The sequence below is a fragment of the Geodermatophilus sp. SYSU D00965 genome (genome assembly GCF_054050075.1).
The window spans coordinates 191,186-210,654 of record NZ_JBJGYQ010000002.1; the positions used below are offsets into that span (position 1 = coordinate 191,186).

Annotated in this window: 13 protein-coding genes; 8 read left to right on the forward strand and 5 right to left on the reverse strand. The window is 70.3% G+C overall.

All coding sequences use genetic code 11. The features are described from left to right. Positions 1 to 535: 535 nt before the first annotated feature. The gene (locus ACI789_RS02525) at positions 536 to 2,422 is read right to left on the reverse strand and encodes a DNA/RNA helicase domain-containing protein (protein WP_457006572.1); all 1,887 of its coding nucleotides are present in this window, start codon (positions 2,420 to 2,422) and stop codon (positions 536 to 538) included. Positions 2,423 to 2,550: 128 nt separating this feature from the next. Here ACI789_RS02525 and ACI789_RS02530 point away from each other — a divergent pair, with 128 nt between their 5' ends. From ACI789_RS02530 to ACI789_RS02560, 7 genes are all read left to right on the forward strand, one after another. Next, a complete protein-coding gene (locus tag ACI789_RS02530) occupies positions 2,551 to 2,898 on the forward strand; it encodes a nucleotide pyrophosphohydrolase (RefSeq protein WP_457006573.1) in 348 nt (115 codons plus the stop codon). A gap of 155 nt (positions 2,899 to 3,053) precedes the next feature. Further along, entirely contained in the window at positions 3,054 to 5,246 is a 2,193-nt protein-coding gene (locus ACI789_RS02535) for a hypothetical protein (RefSeq protein WP_457006574.1), read from the forward strand. Between the two features lie 789 nt (positions 5,247 to 6,035). Further along, complete coding sequence (locus tag ACI789_RS02540; RefSeq protein ID WP_457006575.1) at positions 6,036 to 6,749, forward strand: hypothetical protein; 714 nt, start codon at positions 6,036 to 6,038, stop codon at positions 6,747 to 6,749. Further along, entirely contained in the window at positions 6,746 to 7,909 is a 1,164-nt protein-coding gene (locus ACI789_RS02545) for a hypothetical protein (RefSeq protein ID WP_457006576.1), read from the forward strand. The genes ACI789_RS02540 and ACI789_RS02545 overlap by 4 nt, the downstream gene beginning before the upstream one ends. A 57-nt stretch (positions 7,910 to 7,966) precedes the next feature. Next, on the forward strand, positions 7,967 to 9,112 hold the full coding sequence (locus tag ACI789_RS02550; protein ID WP_457006577.1) for an OmpA family protein: 1,146 nt from the start codon (positions 7,967 to 7,969) through the stop codon (positions 9,110 to 9,112). A 237-nt stretch (positions 9,113 to 9,349) separates the two neighbouring features. Continuing rightward, the gene (locus ACI789_RS02555; RefSeq protein WP_457006578.1) at positions 9,350 to 12,640 is read left to right on the forward strand and encodes a TM0106 family RecB-like putative nuclease; all 3,291 of its coding nucleotides are present in this window, start codon (positions 9,350 to 9,352) and stop codon (positions 12,638 to 12,640) included. Then, entirely contained in the window at positions 12,637 to 13,926 is a 1,290-nt protein-coding gene (locus ACI789_RS02560) for a hypothetical protein (protein WP_457006579.1), read from the forward strand. Before ACI789_RS02555 ends, ACI789_RS02560 begins: the two co-directional genes overlap by 4 nt. Here ACI789_RS02560 and ACI789_RS02565 read toward each other — a convergent pair. Genes ACI789_RS02565 through ACI789_RS02575 form a run of 3 tightly spaced genes read right to left on the reverse strand, consistent with a single transcriptional unit; the run spans position 13,913 to position 16,793 of the window. Next, positions 13,913 to 14,581, reverse strand: coding sequence for a DUF6308 family protein (locus ACI789_RS02565; protein ID WP_457006580.1), 669 nt, complete (start codon positions 14,579 to 14,581; stop codon positions 13,913 to 13,915). The two genes, ACI789_RS02560 and ACI789_RS02565, sit on opposite strands and share 14 nt — an antisense overlap. Continuing rightward, entirely contained in the window at positions 14,578 to 15,582 is a 1,005-nt protein-coding gene (locus ACI789_RS02570; RefSeq protein ID WP_457006581.1) for a PGN_0703 family putative restriction endonuclease, read from the reverse strand. Before ACI789_RS02570 ends, ACI789_RS02565 begins: the two co-directional genes overlap by 4 nt. Then, positions 15,579 to 16,793 (reverse strand): hypothetical protein, encoded by a 1,215-nt coding sequence (locus ACI789_RS02575; RefSeq protein ID WP_457006582.1) that lies wholly within the window; start codon positions 16,791 to 16,793, stop codon positions 15,579 to 15,581. Before ACI789_RS02575 ends, ACI789_RS02570 begins: the two co-directional genes overlap by 4 nt. 318 nt (positions 16,794 to 17,111) lie before the next feature. On the opposite strand from ACI789_RS02575, the gene ACI789_RS02580 reads away from it, so the two are divergent. Then, positions 17,112 to 17,792: a DUF4352 domain-containing protein gene (locus ACI789_RS02580; RefSeq protein WP_457006583.1), complete on the forward strand. Its 681-nt coding sequence runs from the start codon at positions 17,112 to 17,114 to the stop codon at positions 17,790 to 17,792. Positions 17,793 to 17,801: 9 nt separating this feature from the next. Here ACI789_RS02580 and ACI789_RS02585 read toward each other — a convergent pair whose 3' ends face one another. Next, entirely contained in the window at positions 17,802 to 19,256 is a 1,455-nt protein-coding gene (locus ACI789_RS02585; RefSeq protein WP_457006584.1) for an ADP-ribosylglycohydrolase family protein, read from the reverse strand. Between the last annotated feature and the right edge of the window lie 213 nt (positions 19,257 to 19,469).

Here is a 19,469-nt window from a genome sequence, read left to right on the forward strand (position 1 = left end):
CCAGCGTGGTCGCAGTCGCCGAAGCGATGGCGTGGCTGTAGTGCTCGATTTGTTGCGATCTCTGCGCCCAGGCGGTCAAGCCGAGCACGTCACGCCCCCACCAACGGTTCAGCAGGTTCAGGGCTGCATCCTCGTCGGGGCATCCCGCTTCGACCCACCTCTGTACACCGACCTCTGGCCGAGGCCATCCCAGGACGCCGTAGGTCAGCGTTAGCAAGGGTGCCCAGAACGCGATGCGCGTGGCGAGGTCGTCCTCACCGCGCCAGGGCGGCGGGGGAGGGGCCCATGGGCCGTCCGGATCGGCGAGGCCGCGCCAGAGGGTTGGAACCTCCCATGTCCACGGGCCCTGATCACCGAAGTGGTGGGCCGAGATGGGCGTGTACTCCCAATCGCGTTCAGTCATGACCAGATCCCCGTGAGCGGTAGTGGATCGCCTTTAGGCGACCGAGACGACGTGACAGAGGTCAGTTGGTAGCTGGCTCAGGACCGCTGGGGTCCCTCTGTTCCAGCCCCTCACCTGACTGCAGTCCGACCTTTACACGGGTCCTGAGCCAAAGGCGTCAACAAGCGACCGGAGGAGAGCCTGAGTCTCGGCATCCGTGGAGAAGAGCAGAGTCCCACGCATTCCGCGGCTGAGAAGGACCTTGTAGACGTTCCTCACCAACGCGTCGAACTCCTGGTCGCTGACGCGCTTGGTGTTCCGGAAGTCCGGATCCCGGTTGGCAGACCGAACGGTCACCCATCGGTCGGTGCGCCACACGACGTCCGGTCCGATGAGCACGCCGTTCCAGTCGTACTCGAAACCCTGTGCGGTGTAGACGCAGCCGACCTGACCGAAGCCGGCCGGCTCGCTGGCCCACAGCGCGGATGGGGGAGCGCCGCCGACCGACCGATCTCCCTTGAGGTTCCAAGGCCGTGCCCAGTCACCGATCTGCACGTCGGGTACCAGGGAGCCGTCCTTGCGGGGATCGCTCCACGGCCAGCAGTAGCCTGCCGCCATCCGAGCGCCGTAGTGCTCGTCGAGCTTGGCCTGCAGGGCGGACTCCATGGCGGACGGTGACTCCACCACCCGTACCTCGAAGTTCGGGTCGCCGTCCCACGGCACCGGGCCGCCAGGCTTGAGGCCAAGTAGCCGCTCTACCCAGTCGATGTAGGCCTCCGAGCCGCCACAGCGGTACTGGGCGCTCAGGTCGACATGGTGGACGGCGAGGCCTCGCTCCCGGGCGGCCTTCTCGATGTCCTCGACCGTCCCGAGCTCGCCCGGCCGCACGACCTGGTTCTGGTCGAGCAGGAACACCGGCACGCGCGCCGCGTCGATCAACTCATCGACCTGCGCCTTGCTGGTCCGCTGATCGGCTCGCGTCCACCGGTTCGCCGAGGTCTCGCGCAGCCGGTGCGCCTCATCGGCGATGAGGACGTCGAAGCCGTTCTTGTCGGCGTCCATGAAGCTGTTGAAGTACTTGAACAGGGACTGGACCTGACGGGAGCCGCTGCCCGCCACCTTGCGCAGCGTCTGGGTGAAGGAGCGGGATCCCGTGGCGTGGATCGCCGACCGCCCTCGCCGGTTCAGCTCCCCGAGCAGCGACAGTGCAATGACGCTCTTCCCGCTCCCTGGGCCACCCGAGACGATGACGACGCTCTTGTGGTCGCCGGCGCGAGCCTTCTCCACCTCGTGCATCACCAGGTCGAAGGCGACGCGCTGCTCGTCGAGCAGGACGAACTGCTCTCTGCGGCGGACCTCCTCCGCGGCGACGGCCATCAATTGCTTGCTGGGCGCGATGGCGGAGTGCAGCAACCGGTCCGCGTAGACGCTCCCGTCGATGGGCGCGAGCCGGCTGCGCAGGAAGTCGAGCCACTCACCGCGGTTTTGCCCGGTGAAGAGCCGGCCGAGTTCGTCCTGCGGGTAGTTGTAGAGCCCGCCGACCTTGGCCGACGTCGCGTTGTGGAGGTAGGCCGCGCCGGCCAAGACGTCCGTCGTCCCGTGCAGGACGGTGGTGAAGTCGAGCAGGTACTCGCCGTACGACCGCACCTGCGCGACCGGGTGCAGGATCGGCCGAGGTCCGTACGACGGCTGGACGACGAGTTCGACGTCGTCCTCGAATTCCTGAGCCTCGGTCCACTGCTTCAGCTCGACGAGGACGTAGGAAGGGCCGTCACGGCGCGAATGCCGGCCGGCGAGGACGACGTCGATCCGCTTGCTGCTCAACGGGAGCTGGTACTCGAGCAGGACGTCGATCTGGCCCAACCCGGCCTGCAGGAGGTCGTCGGCGAGTACACGGAGGCTCGCATCCCAGGAGCGGATTTCGGCGGCCGAGGCCTGGCGCTTCATCTGGAAGGACATCTGCTCGGCGAGAACGGCGCCGATCCGACCCTCTCGGGCCAGGTCGGCGAGGCCTCGCGCGGAAGTGCGCAACAGGGGCAAGGACAGTCTCCGGGCAGCACGAATCGACTCGTGCGGGTGGAGGCGTGTCCGCAGTGCGGAAGCCTGTCGGGCCGCGTATCTCGACAGTAGATGGCATCGACGCCAGGGCTCGTGGCGATACTCGGCCCGTGTCAGACATCGAGGACCTCACCGGCCGCATGCGCCACTTCACCGAGGCCCGCGACTGGATGCGGTTCCACGACCCCAAGTCGCTGACGCTCGCGCTGGTCGGCGAGGTGGGGGAGTTGGCCGAGCTCCTGCAGTGGCTGCCCCACGAGGAACAGGCGGAGGTCGTTCGCGCGCAGCCCCTGCAGGGTCGGCTGGCGGAAGAGATGTCCGACGTCCTGCTGTACCTGCTGCGCCTGGCGGACGTGGTCGGTGTCGACCTCGCCGAGGCCGCTGCGTCGAAGCTCCGGGGGAACGAGGAGCGCTTCCCACCGGAAGACCACCGGAGCGTGGCGCCCTCCAAGGCGTGAACTCGCCCGTGCGGAGTGTCATCGCCTCGTGAGCGCCGAAGCTTCCGCATAGTGGAGGGGTCGGCGTGGAGAAGCGTTGGCATCGCGAGCACGGCCCAACGGGCTTCCGTCAGGACATGCCCTCACCCGCTGCGAACACCGGACGGCGCGGATGAGTGACGCATTGGGTCGGCTCGATCTCCTTCGAGCAGCGGGACAACTGGGAGATCTGCAAGCGCACATCTCTCTTCGGCTCGAACACACCGACAGCGCTCGGTGTCCGCGAAGGCGACGAGCTGTTCATCTGGGGTTCCCAGCGGGGCTGGCTCGCTCGGTGCCGGGTCACTGCTGACGCGCGCCGTCCAGGCGGGGTCGACGACGTCCCGTGGCCGGACCCTGAGCGGTACATCGCGCTCATCCCCATTGAGGTGCTCGGCGAGCCCGAGGTACCCCTGGCGATGTCCGGCTCGGAGATCGAGCGCACCCTCGGGATAGGCACCATCCAGCTGCCGCGCTTCCCACGCCTCGATGCCCAGCACGCTGAGCGGCTGACCGTGCTGCTCTCGGACGGCTACCGGTCCCACGGCCAGCTGAACGCCGTCGCGCCCGCGCAGCCGTCGGCGACTGATCACCCGCTCCTCCAGGCGCTCGACGACCTAAAGGTCGACCGTCAGCTGGGCCGGCCAGCGCCGTACCAGCAGCTCGTCCTCCTGTGGGCCATCGCTGAAGCGGTTCTGGGTGGTGACCGCTTACGGTCGTTCTCTTCCGCGGGTGACGAGTTGCGAGTTCTCCTTGCGCCCTTCGCGGTGGGCGAGAGCGCGCCGGACCCCGAGCTGCCGTGGTTTGCCCTCCGGAGGTCTCCCTGGTGGCAGCTGTCGCCCGAGCCGGACGGTCCGGTCACCCGCGGGGGTATGGACTTCGTGCGGCGCGAGGACCCAGTCGCCGGCCTGACCCGCGAAGTTCACCGCCTCGTGCGGGAGGACTCGGCCTTCCGTCAGCGCGCCATCGAGAAGCTGACCGCGCCGCTGGCGGGTCACGCGGCGCTGCAAGCCGCTATGGCGTCCCTCTTCTCGGCGCCAGCTCCGGAGCAAGTGGTTGATGGCGAGGCCGCCGCCGTCCTTACCCAGCTCGTGGGGCGACGGCTGACGACGGTGACCGGGCAGGTGAACCGGGTCCTCAGGGTGGAGCCGCCCGTCGTCATCGTCGCCACGGAGCGGTCGCCGCAGGGCCAGCCTGTGCCGGTCTCGGATTTGCAGCGCGCACTCGACCTCCTGCGTCGGGACGGCGCCGTGACGATCGACGTGCCGACGCTGGGACATCGCGGCTCTTTTCTTGGTGCTGTCCTTGCGACCCGGCCTGGCGTGACGATCAGTGGGTCCCCGCCAGTCGCGAGCTCTTCCGCCGCGGCGCAGCCCGAACCCACCGACGTCCCTGGCGATGTCACCGTCGAGGACGTCCCTGGCTCTGGCAGCTACGAGGTGGGCCGAATCTACGACCGCGATAACCTTCACGAGGCGGCGCGGCGAGCAGGCCTGCCCTACGGCAACCGCTACTCCGGCATCACCGTTGTCGGCGAGCACCTCTGCATCTTCTGGAATCCGTTCAAGCGGCTCTACGCCAACCGCTGGATCGAGGAGCCGCGGGAATTCACGTATTCCGGTGAGGGCAGTAGCGGGGACCAGACGGAGACGGGAGGGAACCTTCGGCTCATCGAACACGAAGACTCCGCCGAGCCGGTGATGCTCTTCGTCAAGACAAAGCGTGAGGGCTCGGCGTGGGTCCACATGGGTGGTTATCGCGTTGCCGAGCACACCTGGGGCACCAGTCACGGGGACGACGGCGTCGTACGGCGTGACCTGCGGTTTCGCTTTGCACTGGTAACACCGAGAGCCTCTCGACCCGTTTCGACTCCGCGGCTTCCGCCTGTGGCGCCACCCCGTCTTCCCACCGAGCAGGAGCTCTGGGACGCCATCCAGCGCGGTGCAGCGGCTGCGGGAGAGCGGCGCCGTGGAGCGAAGACACACGTCGACAAGCGGCTGTCCGATCCGTTGAAGACGGACTATGTCGTCCAGCGCGCCATCGAGTCCGGCGGTGCCTGTGAGCTCTGCGAGGTGCCGGCGGGATGGGTTCGTGAGGACGGGCGACCCCACTTCCAAGCGCACCACATCGACGCTGATATCGACCTGGTGGACTGGATTGCCGCACTTTGCGGGACGTGCCACGACCGCATGCACCACTCAACCGACCGTCAGCAGGTTGCGCAGCGACTGTTGGCGAAGATCCAAATGCGACAACGCAAGCGCGGGCGACCAGTCGTAAACCGGGAGGGACTCAGTCAGCGTCGAGAGGACACTCCAATTCCCTCCTGAGGATGAGCTGTGGAGTCATGAGGGCGCCACCCCGAGGAGCGAAACTGCGCCGTCGGTCTCAACTGCCGTCAACGAACGACCGATCCCGGCCTCCGTGGCCACGTCCTCCGCCGTTGACCCGACCGCAGCGCTCGGCGACGTCATCCGCGGCGTGCTCGCCTCCGTCCCGCACGAGCCGTGGCTCGTTGCGTTGCTCGTGGTCGCCGCGGTGAGCACCGTCGTCCGGGCGGGCCGCTCCGAGATCCACAGGCGGCGCCGGCCCGACCCGGTGCGTCGGTTCTCGCGCGCCGACAGGCGGGTGATCTTGGAGCGGGCGGGCCACCGGTGCGAGCACCACTCGCTGCTCGAGGGGCGCTGTACGGCCACCGAGGACCTGCAGGCCGACCACGTCCACCGCACAGCCGCGGTGGCGCGACCAGCGTCGGGAACGGTCAGGCGCTGTGCCCGTGGCACAACAAGCGGAAGTCGGCCCGGGTGCCCTGGAACTGGGAGCTCCGTCGGCTCGCACGCCGTCGGGCCGCCTACTTCCCACCGGGCGAGCCGGCCATCGTCATCCGCCGCCGAGAGCAGTCCGTCCAACCCGGGGCGAGCGCGTAGCCGCACTCCCTCCTTGGGATGAGGGCGCCCACCGAAGCCACGCCAACGGCATTCCGGCACACATAGGTTCCGATCGCCGCCCACCCCTGCGCCGTAACCGCGCGTGTAGGCGACCGGGGAACCGTCAGCCGTCGGTGCTCCGCGTCAGCCAGTCCATGGTTGGACGGCGCCCCAATTGCGACGGGAGTGAGCGTGGTCGGACTCAGCACGGACCAGGTCGACTTCGGCTTCCGCACCCTGCGCATCCCGCTGGATCAGCGGCTGAGGCTGCGGTGGTACGCCCGCAACGACCGACGCGCCGGTCTGCCCGTCGGGCTGGACGCCGCCACCACGCCCGTCCTGCATGAGCTCGTCGCCCAGTTCGGCGACGCCTGCGAGCGCGAGCGCACCCGGTACCTCGCCGAGGTCGACCCCCTCGTGGTCCGGCTGGGCCAGCTCGAGGCCCAGGTGACGTCGCTGGCCAGCGCCCTGGCCCGCCAGTCCGACGAGGTCGCGCGCTGCGCGCAGCCGCCGACGGAGGAGTGGCTGGCCATGCGCTATCCCGGCGAGGAGGCGATGACCGAGTCGGCCACCCGCGAGCGCCGGATGGTCGCCCACCGTCGCCAGCTTGACCGGGCCCGCGCGGCGCAGGCCGACGTCCAGCAGCAGCTCGACGAGGCGCTGGCCGAGCGGGCCGACCTGCAGGCCCGAGCCCGCGCCAAGGCCGACGTCGCCCGCTCGCGTGTGGTGCGGCTGAGCAAGTTCACCAACCGCCAGGCCGCCGTCTACCGCCGCGCCCTCATCCGCCGGCACCCGGAGCGCGAGGAGCTGGTGCGCCGGTGGAGCACCGACCTCGCCCGACCGCCGGCCTGGGCCGCGGTCGACCTGTCCCTGCCGACCGACGAACCCTCGGGAGTGTCCGCGTGAGCCGTCCGTGGTCCCGCTCGCCGCAGAACGACCAGCCCGCCGTCACGATCGACGTCGCCTGGCCGTTCGCCGGTCACCGCGACGCGCGCGAGGACGTCCGGCGCCGCGTCGGGGAGCTGGCTCAGGCCGGCTCGCTCGACGCCGCCAACGGTGACGTCCTCGACCCCTGGCTGGAAGGGGTGCGCCGCACCCGGCGCGCGGAGGTCGCGGCCGGCCGCACGAAGGCGGAGCTCGCGGCGCAGCGTGAGGTCGGCCGGCTCGAGGCCGAGGTGCTCGTCGCGGAGCAGCGCCTCGAGGCGGCGACCGCCGAGGTGGAGCACACCGAGCACCTGATCGACCTCCACGAGGCGCGGCTGCTCGGGCAGGCTGAGCGGTCACCCGTCGAGTCCCGCGAGCGTCGCCGCCGGCCGCGGCCGACGCTCGACCCCCTGGAGGGGCTGGTCAACGACTGGGCGCACGGCCTCGTGACCAAGGGACTGCTGTTCCTGGCCGCGGTCGGTGACGTGGCCACCTTCTACATCGTCCTCGCCAAGGCGTACCGCGAGTCCGGCGAGTTGATCATCGGCGCGCTCACGCTCGCCTTCGCGGCCGCATCCGTCGGTCTCATGCACGGGATCGGCCGCGCGGTGAAGGACCTCCGCGAGGCGCGGGGTGGCATCGGCCGGGTGGCGATCACCCTGATGGCCCTCGGCTGGCTGACACTCGGTGGCGTCGCCTTCGTCTTCCGCCTCAACGCGGAGGACTCCGGTACGACGACCGGGGGCTTCGGGACCGCCACGGCGACGACCACGGGCACCGACCCGCTGCTGTCGGCCGCGCTGCTGGCGGGCTTGTTCCTGGCGTCCGGGCTGCTCGCGTACTACTCCGGCTTCTCCACCCACCACCCGCGCATGAAGACCTACCTGTCGCTGCGCAAGCGGCTGCCGAAGGAGCGCAAGGCGGTTGCGGACGAGGTGCAGAAGCTCAACGAGGTAAAGCAGGCGCTCGAGCAGGCCCGTGCCGACGCCGACCGCGCGTCGCAGCTCGCCCTGGACGCCGTCGCCCAGGTCGACGCCCAGATCGACGAGCTCAAGGAGTTGGTGCGCGTCGAGGTGGCAACCCACCTGGGTCTCCCTGAGGCGACTACGGGTCTCGTCACCGGCCGGGGCCCCACCTCCTGACGGCTCCACCGCACCAAACCCAGAACGGAAGAACTGACCGTGTCGACTCCTCGTCCCGTGCGCCGTCTGCTGACGGTTGCCGCCTCAGCCGCCCTCGTCGCCGGCCTCGCCGGCTGCGGCGACGACGGACCAGAACCGACCGGCGGTGTGGCCTTCGTGGTCGGCGCCCGCAACAACATGCCAGCCGTCCACCTGGACGGCCAGGCGCTGGAGGCGCTCGACACCGCGGTCGAGGACCAGTCGCTAGTGGCGATCGTCGTGGCAGACGGCGAGCCGAACCTGCTGGGGACGAAGCAGCTGATCGCCGAAGGAGCGACGAGTCAGGCGCGCCAGGCCAGCAAAGAGGAGAACCGACAGGAGGTCATCGACGGGCTGACTTCGGCGCGGGCGGAAGACGAGGAGACCGATCTGCTCGCTGCCATCGACCTCGCAGTCCGGTCCATCGAGTCCGCGCACGGTGACCGCACCGTGGTCGTCATCGACTCAGGGCTGTCCACGGCTGGAGCCTTGGACTTCCGGGAGCCGGGTCTGCTCGACGCGAGCCCCGACACGCTGGCGGCCGACCGAGCCGAGGCCGGCTACCTGCCTGACCTCGAGGGCGTCAGGGTCGTGTTCCAGGGAATCGGTGACACCTTCGCTCCTCAGGTGCCGCTTGAGCGGCCCCAGAGGATGAACCTCGTTGCTATCTGGACGGCCATCATCCGAGCGGCCAGTGACGTTGACGTGGTCATCCAGCAGACACCGCTGACCAAGGCCCCGGCCAATGGTTTGCCCTGGGTCACTCCCGTCGAGGTGCGTGGCGGGCAGACCTGCACCGTCACGCTGACCAGCGAATCGGTGCAGTTCAACGCGGACAGCGCGGACTTGATGAACCGCGACGCGACCGTGGAGCTTCTGGAACCGCTGGCACAGCAGCTCGCCCAGCCCGGCGTCTCTGCGGTCCTGATCGGGACGACGGCCAACGTGGGGGATGAGGCCGGTCAGGTGGAGCTGAGCCTGAGCCGGGCCGAGGCCGTGCGGTCACTCCTGGAGCAGAACCTCGACGTCCAGCCGGACGCAATGGCTGCCATCGGACTCGGTAGCGACTTCCCGGGCTACGTCGAGGACCACGACGCGAACGGTCACCTCATCGAGGGGGCTGCAGCCCAGAACCGCAAGGTCACTGTCCAACTCGTCGGCGGTGCCGGCCTCGATTGCGACTGACCGGCCCCGGATGCGACCGGCGAGCCCCTCTGTAGACATCAGGCAATAGGTCGAACGGTCCCCGGTTCAGCCAACGGTCCGGTGGTGTTGGACAGGGCGACAGCGCACGCGCACGGCGCGGGAACTTCCGGGACGGCGTCGTCCGTGACAACCTCCCCGAGGCTCTGCGCACAGCACCACGGGGGAACGTTGCCGCACTCATCCCTGCCCGCGGTCCGTCCGACGGAGGGCTGAGTCGTGTACCGCGTCGACGGGCGGCTGGTCCTCAGCCCCAGTGACCTGACCCAGCACCAGGAGTGTCACCACCTCACCGCCCTCAACCTCGCGGTGGCCGGCGGCCACCTGCAGCCGCTCGCCGAGGGGGTCAATGACCAAACGGTGCTCGTCGCCGACCTCGGCATCGCCCACGAGCTCCGCTACCTGGAGTCACTGGAGGAGCAGGGCCTTGAGGTCGTCCGCCTCCACCAGAGCCGCAGCGAGGCGGCGACGCTCGAGGCGATGCGCGCCGGCGTCGACGTCATCCACCAGGCGACGCTGTTCGACGGCACCTGGGGTGGCCAGGCCGACTTCCTCCTGAAGACGGCCGCGCCGTCCGACCTCGGCGACTGGTCCTACGAGGTCGCCGACGCCAAGCTCGCCCGCCGCATCAAGGTGCCGGCGCTGCTGCAGATGGCCACCTACGCCGACCGGCTCGCGATTCTCCAGGGCCGCGCGCCGGAGCGCATCTGCGTCGTCACCGGTGACGGCGAGTCCCGGCCGTGGCGGCTGGTCGACGTCGCCGCCTACGCCCGCCGCGCCCGCACCCGACTGGAGACCTTCGTCGCCAACCCCGGAAGCACTGGCCCCGTCCCGATCGCGCACTGCGGCCAGTGCTCGTGGAAGGCCCGGTGTGAGGACGAGCTGCGCACCGGCGACGACCTCAGCCTCGTCGCCGGCATGCGCCGCGACCAGCGAGGCGCGCTGATCGGCGTCGGCGTCACCACGCTCGAGCAGCTCGCGAACGCCACAGACGACGTCCTCAAGGCCACCGGCATCACGAAGGGCACCCGGGAGCGGCTGCGTGACCAGGCCCGCGAGCAGCTGCGCGGCCGCCAGGCCGGATCGCCCACCCGGACCCTGCTCGCACCCAACCCCGCCCAGGGACTCTCGAGGCTCCCCGCGCCCAGCCCCGGCGACCTCTACCTCGACTTCGAGGGCGACCCGCTCTCCGGCGACGGCCAGGGCCTGGAGTACCTGGCCGGCCTCGGCGACCGGCAGGGCCGCTTCACCGCCCTCTGGGCGCACGACGCCGCCAAGGAACGCCGCATGGTCGAGGACCTGATCGACCACGTCGTCGACGCCTGGCGCGCAGACCCCGGCATGCACGTCTACCACTACGCCGCCTACGAGGTCAGCGCGCTCAAGCGGCTCACCGGCCGGTACGGCGTCCGCGAGGCCGAGCTCGACCAGCTGCTGCGCGCCGAGCGGTTCGTCGACCTCTATCCCGTCGTCTGCCAGTCGATGCGGATCAGCAAGGAGTCCTACTCGATCAAGAAGGTCGAGGCCTTCTACGGGCGCGAGCACACCGGCGACGTCGCCGACGCGATGTCCAGCGTCGTCGAGTACGAGAAGTGGCTGATGGACCGCGACCCGGCCCGCCTGCGGGCCATCCACGACTACAACCGCGACGACGTCGACTCCACCCGCGAGCTGCACGACTGGCTGGAGACCCAGCGCGCCGAGCTGGAGGCGGAGCACGGCGAGCTGCCGCGCCCGGTGCTGTCCGAGATCGATGCGCCCAAGCCGCAGTCGGACGCCGAGGTGGCGGAGCTGGCCCTGGTCGAGCAGCTGCAGACGAGGGGCCACGACCTGCTCGGCGACCTCGTGCAGTGGCACCGCCGCGAGGCCCGGCCGGGGTGGTGGGAGTTCTTCAGCCGCGGCGACCTGGAGGACGAGCAGCTCGTCGAGGACCGCACCGCGCTCGGCGGGCTCTCCGTCGCGGTTGACATCGGCGCGGAGAAGAAGAGCCGGCTGTACGAGTTCACCTTCCTGCCGCAGGACACGAAGCTGTCGGTCAAGTCGGTCGCCTTTGACGTCGACACTCGCGCCCGCATCGGTCAGGTCCACGAGATCGACGCCGTCGGTGGGCGGATCGTCATCAAGAGCACGAAGCAGCCGGGCGCCGTCCGCGGGCTCGGCCCCGAGGGACCGCTCGACGACAAGCAGATGCGCGCGGCGATCGTCGCCACCGCGGACGACGTCCTCGCCGGCCGGCCGTGTCTTGGGCAGGCGCTGCTCGACCGCGTCGTCCCGGCCGACTGCCGGCGGCTGCCGGGGGAGCAGGCCGGGGACGCCGTCGTCCGGCTCGGACTGGAGTTGGACTGTGAGGTGCTCGCCGTGCAGGGGCCGCCCGGGAGCGGGAAGACGCGGGCGGCGTCGCGGCTGATCCGCGCGCTGCTGGACGCCGGCAAGAAGGTCGGCGTCACGGCGCAGTCCCACGCGGTGATCGGCAACGTGCTGCAGGCCGTCGGCCGGCCGGCGCTGCAGAAGTGCGAGGAGCACCAGGCCTGCGGGGCGCCGGGCGTGGAGTGGTCGAAGGACTCCGCCGAGGTGGCCTCCCGGCTGCTGGACGGTTCGGCGTCGCTGGTGGGCGGGACATCGTGGTTCTGGACCCGTCCCGAGCTGGCCGAGGCGGTCGACGTCCTGGTGATCGACGAGGCGGGGCAGTTCTCGCTCGCCAACGCGGTCGCCGTGGCGCGCGCTGCGAAGTCGCTGGTGCTGCTCGGCGACCCGCAGCAGCTGGCGCAGCCGACGCAGGCCGTGCACCCGGGGGAGTCGGGGCTCTCGGCGCTCGAGCACCTGCTCGAGGGGCATCCGACCGTGCCGGAGGACCGCGGCGTCTTCCTCGACCGGACCTACCGGATGCATCCCGCGCTGACCGCGTTCGTCTCCGACCTCGCGTACGAGGGGCGGCTGGAGTCGGCGGCCGGTCGTGAGCGGATCGCGGTGGACGGCTGGACGAGCGGGCTCGCCGTCCGGTTCGTCGAGCACACGAAGCCTGCTGCCGCTGCGTCGGACGACGAGGCTCGTGCGGTGGCCGAGCTGTGGCGCTCGCTGCAGGGCGTCGGCTGGGTCGATGCGGCGGGGGAGCGGTCTGTCATCGGTGCGGACGACGTGCTCGTGGTCGCGCCGTACAACAACCAGGTCGCTCGTATCCGGAGTCTGCTGCCCGACGGCGCGCGGGTCGGGACCGTGGACAGGTTCCAGGGGCAGGAGGCGCCGGTCGTCGTCTACTCGATGACGTCGACGTCGGCCGAGGACGCCCCGCGAGGGGTCTCGTTCCTCTACGACCTGCACCGGCTCAATGTGGCGGTGTCGCGCGCGAAGGCGCTGGCCGTCGTCGTGATGAGCGAGGACCTGTTGGACGCCACCGTGCGGACGCCGGAGCAGTTGCGGCAGGTCAACGCGCTCTGTCGGCTCGTCGAGATGGCAACTGTTCTTCCTGAGCTTGTGACAGTTTATGGGGGTACGGAGCGGAGAACTTTATGAACATCTACTTCCACAACTCGACCTGTTCCTCGGAGCCGGAGCGGTCGACCGGCACGGATGTCGAGGAGTGGGACTTCTGGAACCTTTGGCAGCGCCGCTTGTCTCCGTGGGCGGAGTTGTCTGAGGGGGATCACGTCATCCTCGTCGAGTCCTGGCCTGGCGGCTGTCGGTTGAGCTGGGAGGTGGAGGTGACGGGTCTCATCCGAGGCACGTTCAACCGCGTGGCGGAGGCAGTGCGACCCATCGCCGAGTTCCACGCCTTGTCGGAGGCAGACGTCTGGTCCGACCCCTACACGGCCGACAAGCCGGACGAGCCCGGTGTCTACCTCGCCTGGCACGCGAAGCCGGTCAGGGAGCTCTACGTCTCTCGGCCAGCCGCCCTCCGGATGCGGCAGCATGGCTGGGCCGTTGTGGACGACGAGATCGTTCATTCATGGGGACTGGACGCCCCTGGCCACGAAGTGGCGAGCGCCGCCACGCGGGATATCCGCGACGCGGTACAGGTCCTGACCGGTTTGGTGGGGCGGGAGCTTGCGACGGCTCGGAGGGGTCGGTGGAACCGTATCCTCTCGCTTGAGCCGCCGAATGTCGTCGTGGGGACCGAGAAGTCGCCAGAAGGTCAGCCGGTTCCCATTGCGTGGGTGGACAACGGGTTGCAGCTTCTTCGCCGCCACGGTGCCGTGACCGTCAACGTCGAGACGCTCGGTCACCGCAGCTCGTTCATCGGGGCCGTGCTCGCCACCCTGCCCGGAGTATCGGTTGCTGGCTCTCCCCCAGTCGTCTCCCTGCCCGAGTATGACGATGCAGGAACCCCTTGGCCGTTCGAGGCCTTTGAGGGAGATACATCTCTCCGGAGAATGGTGGAAACGCGCAGGGAGCAGCGGCCACTCCGTGCGCTGCTATTTGGTCAGCGGGAGACTGGAACCTGCGCATTGTGTGGGCAGGAATATCCGGTCTCACTTTTGGTTGCCGCCCACATCAAGCCGCGTCGCGCGTGTTCGGAGGATGAACGTCGCCAGCTGTCACGCATCGCCATGCCAGCCTGCCTCTTCGGTTGTGATGCTCTTTTCGAGGCCGGCTACGTCGGGGTGGACGGACAGGGGCGGATCATGACGGCCAACAGCGTCCCTGCCGGCAGCGCCCTGTCCCGCCAGGCGGAGCGCCTGACGGGACGGACGTGCGCTGCCTTCAACAAGGCAACGGCTGACTTCTTCCAATGGCACCGCGAGAACTCGCTGCGGAAAAGCCCCGTTTCGGCGGAGGAAACTCCGCTCACTCCCCGGTGAGGGCGGCGCCCAGCTTCTCGTCCAGCCCGGTCGGCTGCACGTTGCCGTACTTGCCCTCCATCCACGTGACGACGTCGTGGACGCGGATGGCGGAGATCCGGTCGTCCAGACCGACCTCGTCCCGGAGACGCAGCAGGCGGTCGTGCAGGACGCCGCCGTTGGCGCGCAGCTCCTGCCGGAGCGGTTCCCACTGGGCGAGCCGCGCGTCGGTGACGTCGCGGACGATGGAGTCGTAGATCGGGATCATCCGCGGCCGCTTCCGGGCGCAGAGCTTGCTGGCGATGGTCGGGCCGACCCCCGCGAGCCGATCCTGGAGCGCACGGTTCAGCCGGCGCCCGGGCCAGGCGTCGTCGATGGTCCTGTCCTCGTCGACCAGGTCGCGGTCCGGGCCGAGGTCCTCGAGCAGTCCGGCCAACAACTCCGTGTGCTCGATCAGCAGCCGGTGGGCGGCCATCGGTGGGACGACGACGGAGAGGAAGGTAACGGCGACGACGTCCTCTGCCGTGAAGCGGTTCGGGTCCTGCTCGTCGCCCCAGTCGTCGAAGTACGAGCCGGTGTAGGCAGTGCCGCCGTCGAGGCCGTAGTACTCGCGCAGGTACGCCAGCGCTCTTGTGTCGTCCTCGGTCTGCAGGGCCTCGGGCAGGCGGTAGCTCATGCGATCTCCTCGTGGTGCGGGGGAGCGGTCTCCCCGTAGCGGGCGCAGTACTCGTCCGTCGTTACGGACGCGTCGGTGAAGACGGCTGGGTCCAGGGAGATAAAGCGATCCGGATGGCGCAGCAGGCGCTGCCACACCTCCGACACCGTTGTCCCATCCGCGCGGTGGGCAGGGCGCGTCAGGCTCGCCTGGTACGCGTCGTTGGCGGGCGGGAGCACGTGCACGATTCGAACCACCTCGGCTCCCTGAGCCCTCCGCTTCTCCAGCTCGGACGCGAACAGCTGCTGGCGCATCAGCTGGTAGAAGGGCTCGTCGAGCAGGTCGTCGAAGTCCAGGACCGAGCCGTCGAGGGGTCCGTCCGGCGCGGCGACGAGGTGGGCATACCGCCGTCGCCGGGTGGCATCCGAGCGTGGATGCGGGGTCCGCGGCTCCCGGTAGTCCTCGGTGTACTTCCACTCGACCAGGGCGAGCTCGCTTCTGCCAGTCGACGTCTTGTAGAGGAACGCCGCGTCACAGCTGGTCGCCATCGTGCCGCGCCGGCGGGGACGCCCAGGACTCTCGCCGAGGACGTCCTCATCCCCGATGTACTCGAACGTCAGCCGGCGTCCCGGCTCGATCTCGAGCACCTCGGCGATGTCCAGCACGGTGCCGAAGGCACGGACCAGGCGATCGGCATCCGTGACCATCGGGAAGAGGGCGTTGACGCACTGCACCTGCGAGGACAGCAGGTGGTTGCCGGGCCCACCCCGGGCACCCATGTGCCAGGGGATGTCGAGCTCGCGGAACAGGGCCAGGGCGCCGTCGCGGACGTGGGGCAGGAGGTTCAGCTCGGCCGATGTCGCTGGGAGGCAGAACGGAACCGGCGGTCCCACTTCGACGCCGGCGCCCGACAGCCAGCGGGCCGGCCGGCGCGCCTCCTCCGGAAGGGACGGCGTGGTCGCCTTCCACGCCGCCGCCTGGACCCGACAGCGGTCCCGGTAGCTGTGGTCGCGTGCTGTCACCCGAGGAGGCCCAGCGGTTCGGCGACCGGCCGCGGATCGGCGTCCGCCCAACCCCGGACCACCCGTGCGCTCCATGTGACGTCGTCGTCGAGGGCGGCGGCCAGAGCGCGCGTGTACGAGGGCAGGTGCGGAGAACCGTCCGAGTGCGCCCCGATCACGAGCGCCAGGCGGATCCGAGCGTCGTCGGCGGCCCCCAGGCGCCCGACCAGCGCTGAGCGGTACGCGTGCGCCCACACCACGTAGTCGAGGCCCTGCAGGACGAAGAGTGGATCGGCGTTCTTCTCGATCTTCGTCTCGGCGATCAGGACGTCACCGTTGCCGTCCAGCCCGACGAGGTCGACGTACCCGCGGGTCCACCCGCGGTCGGTGTCCGTAGGTCGCCAGGCCGGCACCTCGCGCAGGGCCTGCTGGTCGATGCCGACGACGGTGGGAGAGCGGCGCAGGACGGACTGCAGCAGGTGTTCGTCGTCCCGACGTATCGCCGGGTCGTCGCCGGCCGACCGCGAGATGACGGCTGCCTCGATCGCGGCCTCGATCTCGGCCAGCCAGGCGGACGTGAGGTGACCAGTCAGGGGCCATTCCCGAGGCGCCCGGTCGGGTCCGGAGTGGTGGATCCCCGCCTTGATGCGGACACCGTCGACCGAGCGCACGAGGGAGAGCACACGCTGACCCCGGTGGTGCCAGGACCGCTCGGACTGCGTGTGTGCCGCGTCCAGCCGGGGGTCGCTCGTGGCCAGGCCGACCAGCTCCGTCACCCAGTCCGCGCGGTCCCGCAGGTGCAGCGCAGTTGCGGCGCGGCGGAACTCCACGTCGGGCGTCACGTCGCCGAGCGAGGTGCGGACGGCGTCGATCGTGTCGTCGCGGCTGCGGATCCGCGCCGGTACGGCCTGACGCCCGTCGTGCAGCCACAGCGTCGGCCGCTTGTCGGCTCGGAGCCACGGGATCCGCTGCGCGGTCGCGTTGCTCATCTGCTCGGGCAGGGCGAGGAGCAGGCGTCGCGCACCGGCCCAGGCCACGCCGTATGCCAGCGCGAGCTCGACATTCCGGGCTTCCTGCTCACCCGCCACCACCAGCAGCGTCGTGGCGTCACCGAAGCAGGCGAATCGCCGGGACCCGCTCTCGACGCGGACGAGTCCTGCGTCGATCGAGGCGGCGATCGTGGCGGCCGGTGTCGCGTTGAAGGTCTCGCGCAGTGTGGCGACGTCGGTCAAGGGGTGCTCCCCGGGGGCACGGAGTCGGTTGACCGCGGAAGGCTCGCCCGCTGTGGCCGCCTCGTGGCGATTGCCGCGCCGCGACGGAACTCGAGGGTCTCGTGTGCTGCGAGTGTCCGCTCGGGACGTGGCGAGGCGCCAGGCAAGCCCTGTGACAGGAGGCGCAAGGTGGGGTTGCGTCCCTTTGAGCCTGCGGTGTTCCGGCACTTCCCCGTGTCACTGTCCCCGTGTCCACCTCGAGGAGACAGCACGGACGCACCACCGATGACGTGGCCGCAGCACCGGCGCCTCGATCGTCACAGCCCATCAAGGGGAGACATGTCCCAGACCACCGCGCCCGTCGGTCCGCCTCCGATGCCCGAGGCCGCCCCGGCCAAGAAGCCGTTCTACAAGAAGGCCTGGTTCATCGTCCTGGCCATCATCGTCATCGCCGTCATCGCTACCCAGGGCAGCAAGGACGGCGGTGACTCGACCAGTGCTGCAGGTGACTCGTCCTCGTCGGGCGACGTTGCGACCGCCCCGGTCGCCGACGCTCCGGCGGCTGACGCGCCTGCCGCCGACGCGCCGGCCGCCGACGAGCCGGCCGAGGCCCCCGCGGACACCAATCCGGGGATCGGGCAGCCGGCCGCCGACGGTGACTTCAACTTCGTCGTGAACGGTGTCGACTGCAGCGTCACCGAGATCGGCAGCCAGTACCTGAACACCAAGGCCCAGGGTCAGTTCTGCATCGTCGACGTGACGATCACCAACATCGGCGACGAGGCGCAGAGCTTCTTCGGCGACAACGCGAAGCTGTTCAACGCCCAGGGCCAGGAGTTCTCGGCCGACAGCGAGGCTGCCATGTACCTGGAGGACTCCTCGTCGCTGTACGAGGAGGTCAACCCGGGCAACACGCTGAACAGCAAGGTCGTCTTCGACGTCCCCGCTGGTACGGCCCCGACCTCGATCGAGCTCCACGACTCGATGTTCTCGGGTGGCGTGACCGTCAACCTGCAGTAAGCCCAGCACTCACTGAGGGCCTTCCGCCGACACCGGCGGGGGGCCCTCAGTCGTCTTCCCAGGCGACGTCGGGGGACCTGATCGGCGAAGACGGTGCAGTGCGGCAGTGAAGCTGTCGTTCCACAGCCCCAGGTGCTCCCACCGCCGGGCGACGTAGTCGGTGGCTGCGGCGACCGACATCCCCTCCTCACGGACCAGCCAGCCGCGCAGCACGAGGCCGGTGCGCGAGGCGCCGCCGTGGCAGTGCACGAGCAGCCGGTGACCCTCGGCGCGCAGCGCGGCCATGTCGTCGAGGACGTCGGCCAGGACGGCGTCCAGGTCGTGGTTGTGCTCGTTGTCGGCGATGTAGGCCATCCGGTGCGTCCGGTGGGGGAACGGCTCGCCGAGCCGGCACAGCGAGATGACGGCGCAGTCCTCCTCGCTGTACCGGGCACCGTCGAGGTTTCCTGCCCAGATGCCGGGGATGACCTCACGCGGGCCGATCCGCGGGATGACGCCGGGGTCGTACGGTCCGCCGTCCTTGCCGTCGAGCGCGGCCGCGAGCTCCTGCAGGTCGGCCAGCCGCCACACCTTTCCGCCGTGGCCCGGCACGCGGCCCTGCACCACCGAGGCCCACCGCGCCGGGATCCCGCCCATGCCGTAGACCGCCCCGGCCAGCCCGCCGGCGACCGCGGCCACCGTGTCGGTGTCCCCGCCCAGGTCGATGACCAGCCGCATGACCTCGGAGAAGTCCCGCCCGTGCCGGAGCGCCCACACCGCCTGGCCGAGCGTCGGCCACACCGCGCCGTTGGGCATGCCGGGCGCGGGCGTCCAGCCCGCCGCCAGCACCTCCGCCCACCGCCCGCGGTGCTCGTCGTGCACGGCCTCCAGCGCCGACGGGATCGCGGCCAGCGGGTCGCCGCCGTCGAGCGCCACCCGCACCAGCTCGTGGAAGACGGCGCAGCCCTCACCGGCGGACGGGTCGCCGTGGGTCAGCGCCGAGATCCGGCGGGCGGCGTCCATCGTCGCCTCGCGCCCCTCGCGGGCGAACCGGATCGCCGCGGGCGTCGTCCGCATCAGCGACCCATTGCCGGCGGCCCGTCCGGTGCGGCGGAAGTGCTCGGCCGCGGCGCGGTCCCAGGGGAGCCCGGACTGCAGGACGGCGCGGGTCTGGATGTCGACGTCCGGAGGACCGGCCTGGACCCAGGCGCGAAACCGGTCGAACAGGTCGCCCTCGTCCAGGCCGCCGCGCTCGGCGAGGGACTCCGCGACGAGCAGCGCCATCTGCGTGTCGTCGGTGAACTCACCCGGCTGCCAACCGAGCGAGCCACCGCCGCACATCTCGGTGTGCGTGCCGCGGGCCGGCTCCGGGAAGCGGGCGGTGAACCGCCCGGGCGGGCCGAACTCGAAGGGTGCGCCGAGCGCGTCGCCGACGGCCGAGCCCACCAGCGCGCCGGCGACGCGGGACGAGCGGTGGAGCGTCATGCCTCTTGACCTCCTGCGGGAGTGATCTACGTGGATGGTGCGGCCGTGCCAAGCGGTGGCGCCCATTCGGACCGAGTGTCGAACTTCGCCACGCCCACCATGCCTCGGGTCGAGAGGCACGTCGGCAAGCCGGGGCAGCTCGACCTGTGCGCCCTCACCCCTCTCGCGCAACTGCACCCCGGGTGCCGGCTGACCGCTCTCGGCGGTCTCACG